Here is a 7,093-nt window from a genome sequence, read left to right on the forward strand (position 1 = left end):
GAAAAACCTGCGCACCCGCCCCTTCCGCACCCGCCACGGCGACGATGCCCTGCAGGTGGAGGTGAACAACCAAATTGTCCTGGAAGGGCCGGAGGGGCGACGGGAAGTCTTCGACCTGACTCAGGGATCCACCCTGCTGGTGCGGGACGGGGCCCAGGTGCAGCGGGATCAGTTGATTGCGGAAGTGGCGTTGGCCAAGGCCGTACGCAAGAGCACCGAGAAAGCCCAGAAGGAGGTGGTGGCCGACTTAGCGGGGGAAATCCGCTTTGCCGATCTGCCCATCGAGGAGAAAACCGACCGCCAGGGCAACACCACCTACACCGCGCAGCGGCAAGGGTTGATCTGGGTGATGTCCGGCCAGGTGTACAACCTGCCGCCAGGGGCCGAGCCGGTGGTGAAAAACGGGGATCGGGTGCAGGCGGGGGATGTGATCGCTGAGACCTCGCTGGTAACCGAGCACGGTGGCATTGTGCGGCTACCGGAGCGCAGCGACAGCAAGAGCGGGCGCGAGGTGGAGATCATCAACGCCGCAGTGGTGTTGCATGAAGCGCGGGTGCGGGTGGAATCCCACCAGGGCCGGGAGCAATTTTTGCTGGATACGGCCAGCGGGCAAACCTTTGTCCTCAAGGCTACGCCAGGTACCAAGGTGGGTAACGACGAGGTGGTGGCGGAGCTGATCGAGAACCATTTCCGCACCCAGACGGGTGGCCTGGTGAAGTTTGCCGGTGTCGAGGTGGCACGGCGGGGCAAGGCGAAGCAGGGCTACGAGGTGATCCGGGGCGGCACCCTGCTGTGGATCCCGGAGGAGACTCACGAGGTGAACAAGGACATCTCCCTCTTAAATGTGGAAGATGGCCAGTACGTAGAAGCCGGCACCGAGGTGGTGAAGGACATCTTCTGCCAAAATGCCGGCGTTGTCGAAGTTATCCAGAAAAATGACATCCTGCGGGAGATCATCATTAAGCCCGGCTCCTTGCATCTAGTGGATGACCCCGCCGACTTGGAAATACCCACCGGCACGCTAATCCAGCCAGGCCAGAAGCTGCTCAGCAGCATCGTCCCTGACCGGTTGGTCTATCTGGAGCAGGTGGAGACTCCTGAAGGGCCAGGTCTGCTACTGCGCCCAGTGCAGGAGTACGAGATTCCCGACCGCCCGTTGGTGCCCAGCCAAGAGTCTACCAGCGAGTCTGGCCGCTCCATTCGCCTGCGGGCGGTGCAGCGCGTTCCCTTCAAGGATGGGGAGCGGGTGAAGTCGGTGGGGCCGGTAGAACTGCTGCGCACACAACTGGTGCTGGAGATCGATACCGACGCCCCGCAACTGAAGGCCGATATTGAGCTGATCCAAGATGAGAGGGATCCCAGTATCCGTCGCCTGCAACTGGTGATCCTGGAAACCCTGCTGCTGCGCCGCGACGTGGAGGCAGATCTCACCCAGGGGAGTACCCACACGCGGCTGTTGGTGAGTGAAGGAGACAGTATCGGCAGGGGAGGTGTTATTGCCCGCACCGAGATTCAGGCCAAAAAAGCCGGGATCGTGCAAGGGATCCGCCAGGGCGCGGAAGTGGTGCGACGGGTTCTGGTGGTTACCGACGACGACCTGCTGACGGTGCCTCTGACGGGCCAAGCCAGCGTCGAGGGGGGAGCGCTGGTGCGGGCCGGCGACGAGCTGGCGCCGGGGATCCCTGCTCCTGAGTCGGGGCAAGTGATGCAGATTGCCGATGGCCAAGTGGTGTTGCGGTTGGCGCGGCCCTATTTGGTATCGGCAGGTGCCATTCTGCAGGTGCGAGATGGGGATCTGGTGCAGCGGGGGGATGCCCTGGCTCTCTTGGTGTTTGAGCGGGCCAAGACGGGAGACATCATCCAGGGTCTGCCGCGGATTGAGGAGCTGTTGGAGGCCCGCAAACCCAAGGAAATGTGTGTTTTGGCCAAGCGGCCCGGCACGGTGCAATTGAGCTGGCGGGGAGAAGAGCCGGATCTGCGGGTCATCGAAGCGGATGGCACGGTTACGGAATACTCGGTGTTGCCGGGGCAAAACCTGATTGTGGTCGATGGCCAGCCGGTACAGGTGGGGGATCCGCTGACCGACGGCCCGGCCAACCCCCACGACCTCTTGGAGATCTACTTCGAGTACCATCGCCAAACCTTGGGCGACGACCAAGCCGCACGGCTGGCCTTGCGGGAGGTGCAGCGCTTCCTGGTCAACGAGGTACAGAACGTCTATCGCTCGCAAGGGGTGGAGATCGCCGACAAGCACATCGAGATTGTGGTGCGCCAGATGACCTCCAAGGTGCGGGTGGACGACAGCGGCGACACCGTCCTGTTGCCGGGCGAGCTGGTGGAGTTGCGGGAAATCCAGCAGACCAACGCCACCATGGCCATCACCGGCGGGGCGCCGGCTAAGTACACGCCCGTTCTGCTGGGGATCACCAAGGCCAGCTTGAACACCGACAGCTTCATCTCGGCGGCCAGCTTCCAGGAGACCACGCGGGTGCTGACGGAGGCGGCCATCGAAGGCAAGTCCGACTGGCTGCGGGGTTTGAAGGAGAACGTGATCATCGGGCGCTTGATCCCGGCGGGCACCGGCTTCAGCACCTACGAGGAAACGGCGCCAGAACCGGAGCCCGAGGAAGAGGAGGAGCCTGTCGTGCTGCCAGAGCTGCCGCCCCGCCTGATCTTGGAGGACGACCAGCTCATTGACGACTCCACCCCTGCCTTCGACGAGCCAGTGGAGGATGAGGGAGAAGAAGAGTGAGGCGTTGACGGATCCCCAGTCCTGGGCGGCCCTACAGGCTGAGATCGCTGCTTGCTGCCGCTGCCCCCGCCTGGTGGCTTGGCGAGAAGGGGTTGCCCAGCGAAAGGTGGCCCGTTTTCGGGAGCAGACCTACTGGGGCCGAGCGGTGCCGGGGTTTGGGGATCCGCAGGCGCGGCTGTGGGTGATCGGCTTGGCGCCAGCCGCCCATGGGGGCAACCGTACAGGCCGGGTGTTTACCGGGGATCCCAGCGGGGATTGGCTATTTCGCGCTCTGTACCGGGCCGGGTTTGCCAATCAACCCATCTCCCTGCACCGGGAGGATGGACTGCAATTGCGGGATTGCTACATCTCAGCCGTGGTGCGCTGCGCGCCGCCAGACAACCGCCCCAGCGCCCCAGAAGCCAAAGCCTGCTTGAGCTACTTAAAGCGCGAGTTGGAGTTGCTGGCCCAGGTACGGGTGATCTTAGCGTTAGGCCATTTTGCCTTTCGCTACACCTTGGCGCTCTTGCCGCCTCTCAGGCCCCGCCCCCGCTTTGGCCACAACTGCGTTGTTCCTTTGGGAGAGGGTCGCTATTTGCTGACGTCTTACCACCCCAGCCGGCGCAACACGGCCACCCAGCGGCTGACAGAGGCGATGCTGGACGCCGTCTTTGAGCGGGCGCTGCAGTTGTTGTCTCCATCTCCGCCATCCAACCCCCTGATCGAGTTTTGAGCTGAAGATTCTGCAGTGGCCGGACGTTTGGCCAAAGGCTGTGTAGTCGTTGCTGCCCCTCTGCCCCAAGGGGAGAGGGGAGCTGGAGATCAACGGAGGGGCTGTTTCATAGCCACTTGCAATGGCAGCGACTACCTTGCTGAGCCGGCGGGCCCGGCAGGGATCAAGCCGGCTGCCAGGTTTCCAGGCGGTAGGCGCTGTCCCAAAACAGCCATTCCAGGCGGGAGGCGGCTACAAAAGCGGCGGTCATCTTTTCCCGCATCGCCGCTGTGGTCTGCGCAGCCAAGGAGTCGGTGATGGCAAGGGCCTGTTGCACCACCTGGGCAAATTCTTCCCCCGCGTAGGTGTCGATCCATTGTTGGTAAGGATTGTTGGGCTTGGCGGTGCGGTAAATGGCGGATCCCACCTCACGGTAAATCCAGAAGCAGGGCAGCACGGCGGCCATGGCCACCTCGTAGGGATCCAAGGCAGCCGAGGCCAATAGAAAACGGGTGTAGGCGAAGCAGGCAGGAGCGTAGGTTGTCTCCGGCTGGATGTCGTAGAGGCGAAAGTAACTCTCGTGCAGGCTGCGTTCGGCCACAATGGCCCCCAGGGCAAAGTTCAAGAAACTCACCACCCGCTCAGCCCCTTCAGAACGAGCCCCGATCAAGGCGAGGGCGCGGGCAAAATCGGTGAGATAAAGAGCATCTTGCTGCAGGTAGAACTGGAAGCGCTGCCGCGAGAGGCTGCCTGCCGCCAGCTCTTGGTTAAAGGGGTGATCCAAGATCTGTTGGTAGATAGGCTCGATTGTCTGCCAGAGGTGAGTGGTAAAGGATTGGGACATGGTGGCTCTCTCGCAGCGTTGTCTATTTTCCTACCGCTTTTCAGAGAGTCGGCCTAGCTGGAGCTAGGCTTCGGGCATGAGGGGGCGGAAGCCATGCTTGCGAGACAGTTGCCCGATTAAATCCAGTTTTTCTAGGGTAATCAAGTTGCGGCCCCAACTGAAATTGGTGTGTAGGCCCTCGAACTCCAGGAGCATCGCCTCGGCAAAGCAGGCAAAGAGCTGGCGGGCCGGGTTGGCCACATTCAAAAACTGCATAATATTCCACTCGATATCGAGAGAGTGTTCCACCATGCCGCCGTCGATCACGTACAGCCCCTTGCGCTGCAACTTGGAGGCGATGTTCTTCGGGTAGCCACCGTCGATGATCACGCAGGGATCCGGCAACACCTGAGGATCGAGGGCCACCCCTTGGCTCATGCTGGCCACCCAGACGATGAAATCGGCGCGGGGCAAGGCCTCTTCCAAGGAAGAGATTTCCCCTTTTTTAAGTTTGGCCTGCAGCTCTTCCAGGCGTCGCCGCTCGCGGGCTATCAACAGCAATTTGGCCGGGGAAGTGTGGGCTACCAACCACTGGCAGATGGCACTACCGATATCGCCGGTGGCCCCCACCACGGCAACTGTGGCGGCTGCCAAATCCATGGCGTAGCGCTGGGCCGCCGCCTGCAATTGCTGACAGATAATATAGGCTGTGTGGGTGTTGCCGGTGGTAAAACGCCGAATTTCCAGGTCGATGTTGCGCACCCGCCGGAGGGTGTCAAGGCGAAAATTCTCGAAAATAATGCTGCTAAATCCTCCCAGGGTGGTGATGTTCAAGCCGCGCCGCTGCGCCAAGGCCATCGCATTCAAAATCTTGCGACAGGCCGCTTTTACCCGTCCCCCCGCCAACATTTCCGGCAGGAAACAGGATTCGACGTACTGGCCATAGATTTTTTGGCCCGTGATGCTGGTCACCACGATCTCGTCCACCACCTGAGGCGGAGCCATGCACCAAAATTCCAGGTCGCTCTCCGCATATTCGGAATACCCCAGCTTATCTGCCACCCGTTTTGCGTGGGCCAGGCTGGTCAGGTGCCCGATCAGGCCGAACATAGATGCTCACTCACTTCAATACTTATGAGCTCCATCCGGATCCCATCAAAACATGCCCGCACCCAGGAAGGGTAGGGAACGTTCCAGCCAGGCCGGAAAACCAATCGGCAGGCAGAGTTGAGGTGGGTCAGGCGGCCCGCAGACCCTGGGCCGAGAGGCGCATCACCTCGCGAGTGTTGAAGCCGATGTTGGCCAGGGCCTCGCCGTAGGCGATCATGAAATCTTCTACAATGGCCTCGCGATCCATGTAAATGGCTTCCACATCCGCCTCTACCTGCTGCAGCATCTGCCAGACTAGAGGCAGATTTTGGGCGTTGGCCGCTTCGATCTGGGCTTTGACCTCGGCAAAGTGTTCGCCCAGCCAGCGCTCCCCAAAATTGAGGTGCAGATACTCGTCCTTAACTACCCCCTCGGTAATCTTGCGGGCAAAGTCATCGGCGACCGGGATGTAGATGTTGTAGGCAGCGATGGCAAAGCACTCGATGATCAAAGACTGAATGACAAAACAGGAGACCAGGTTCCTTGCCGCTGCGGCACTTTGGAAATTGTCCCGCAAAGGCGCGAAAAAGGCGCGGGCAAACTCCACATCGGGTTCCACCTGCAGGTTTTTGCCGCAGGCCTGGAAGCCCTTCATGTGGCGCAATTCCATCTTGGCCAGCTTGCGCAGCTCCTCTGCAGCTTCCGGCAGCATTTCGGCCAGCCTGAGGTAGTTGTCGTGGGCTTCTTGTTCCCCTTCGATAACAATACCGTTGATGCGGGAGTAGGCCTGCCGATACCCTGGGCTGCTGTAGTCTAGGGCAGTACCGCCCCCATCAGCGGGGGAGGGAGGGGTGTTGGGCAGGACGTTCGCTGGGGCCATACTCGTGCATCTCCTTTTGTCGTTGTAGATTGTTGTGAACCGCTTCGCCGGCCCTTCAACAATCCTGGCGCTTGCCACTCAATTGTTCCTCTACTCAGAATAGCCTTAGGTGGCGCGGAATTCATCGGATCCCTTTTGCCCAGGCAGGCAAGCCTGTTAGGGTGAGTGCTCAGGTGCCGTTGAGGAGCCTGGGGTATGTCTGCTCTTGGGGAGGGCCTGAATCAATTGCGCCAGTTGCTGGTGGATCTGGAGGAACAATCTCTCGATCAGCCAATTGGCAGCGCCGAGGAGGTGTTGCAGGTTATCGAGTTGGCAACGGCTTTTGAGCTGTTTGAGGCGGAAAGCAGCGGTTTGCTGCTCCAGATTGTGGCCAATCTCTGGGATCGGGTACGCCAGCACACACTGTCGGCGCAGGAGATCGAGGCGGTGGCGGAGAAGCTGCGGGCGGTGGGCTATACCGATGCCGAGATCCAGGAGATTTTGGATCTGGAGCCTTAGGACAACTAGCTGCAGGCTAGGCGGAAACCATGCCCAACTCGGCGGGGGCGACATCTGCTTCTAGGTGAGTGGCTGTGTCATAACAGGCTCCCCGCAGGTTGGCCAGCTTAAGTTTACAGCCCCTGAGGTTGGCCCCTTTTAGGTTGGCGCCGCTGAGGTTGGCCCCCGCCAGGTCTGCCTGGCTGAGATCGGCACCCCTCAGGTCGGCTGCGCTCAGGTTGGCGCCGCGCAGGTTGGCCCCTTGCAATCGGGATCCCGGCAACTTGGCTTTTTCCAGGTTGGCCAGGCGCAGGTTGGATCCCTGAAGGTCGGCTTGGCTGAGGTCGGCGCCGCCCAGGTAGGCCCGCTCCAGGTTGGCAG

The 7,093-nt window shown here is 61.0% G+C and carries 7 protein-coding genes; 3 read left to right on the forward strand and 4 right to left on the reverse strand.

What is annotated here, in order from left to right; genetic code table 11:
• Together NW835_RS08125 and NW835_RS08130 are read left to right on the forward strand one after the other, a co-directional pair.
• Positions 1–2,752 (forward strand): DNA-directed RNA polymerase subunit beta'' (locus NW835_RS08125; protein ID WP_414415009.1); only part of this gene is annotated, 2,752 nt, incomplete at its 5' end.
• Positions 2,733–3,464, forward strand: a complete 732-nt coding sequence (locus tag NW835_RS08130; RefSeq protein ID WP_414415010.1) for a uracil-DNA glycosylase — start codon at positions 2,733–2,735, stop codon at positions 3,462–3,464. The genes NW835_RS08125 and NW835_RS08130, both read left to right, overlap by 20 nt.
• 163 nt (positions 3,465–3,627) lie before the next feature.
• Here the strand turns inward: NW835_RS08130 and tenA are convergent, their stop codons facing one another.
• The 3 genes from tenA to NW835_RS08145 all read right to left on the reverse strand — a co-directional run bounded on the left by tenA (position 3,628) and on the right by NW835_RS08145 (position 6,235).
• Complete coding sequence (gene tenA, locus NW835_RS08135; RefSeq protein WP_414376446.1) at positions 3,628–4,287, reverse strand: thiaminase II; 660 nt, start codon at positions 4,285–4,287, stop codon at positions 3,628–3,630.
• 63 nt (positions 4,288–4,350) lie between these two features.
• Complete coding sequence (locus tag NW835_RS08140; RefSeq protein WP_414364186.1) at positions 4,351–5,376, reverse strand: long-chain acyl-[acyl-carrier-protein] reductase; 1,026 nt, start codon at positions 5,374–5,376, stop codon at positions 4,351–4,353.
• 127 nt (positions 5,377–5,503) lie between these two features.
• Positions 5,504–6,235, reverse strand: a complete 732-nt coding sequence (locus tag NW835_RS08145; protein WP_414376448.1) for an aldehyde oxygenase (deformylating) — start codon at positions 6,233–6,235, stop codon at positions 5,504–5,506.
• Between the two features lie 195 nt (positions 6,236–6,430).
• Here NW835_RS08145 and NW835_RS08150 point away from each other — a divergent pair, with 195 nt between their 5' ends.
• Positions 6,431–6,733, forward strand: coding sequence for a hypothetical protein (locus NW835_RS08150; protein WP_414385057.1), 303 nt, complete (start codon positions 6,431–6,433; stop codon positions 6,731–6,733).
• A 16-nt stretch (positions 6,734–6,749) separates the two neighbouring features.
• Here NW835_RS08150 and NW835_RS08155 read toward each other — a convergent pair.
• Positions 6,750–7,093: pentapeptide repeat-containing protein (locus NW835_RS08155; RefSeq protein ID WP_414415011.1), on the reverse strand; the 344-nt coding region annotated here is incomplete at its 5' end.

This window comes from Synechococcus sp. OH2, assembly GCF_047462155.1.
Taxonomy (GTDB): Bacteria; Cyanobacteriota; Cyanobacteriia; order Thermostichales; family Thermostichaceae; genus Thermostichus.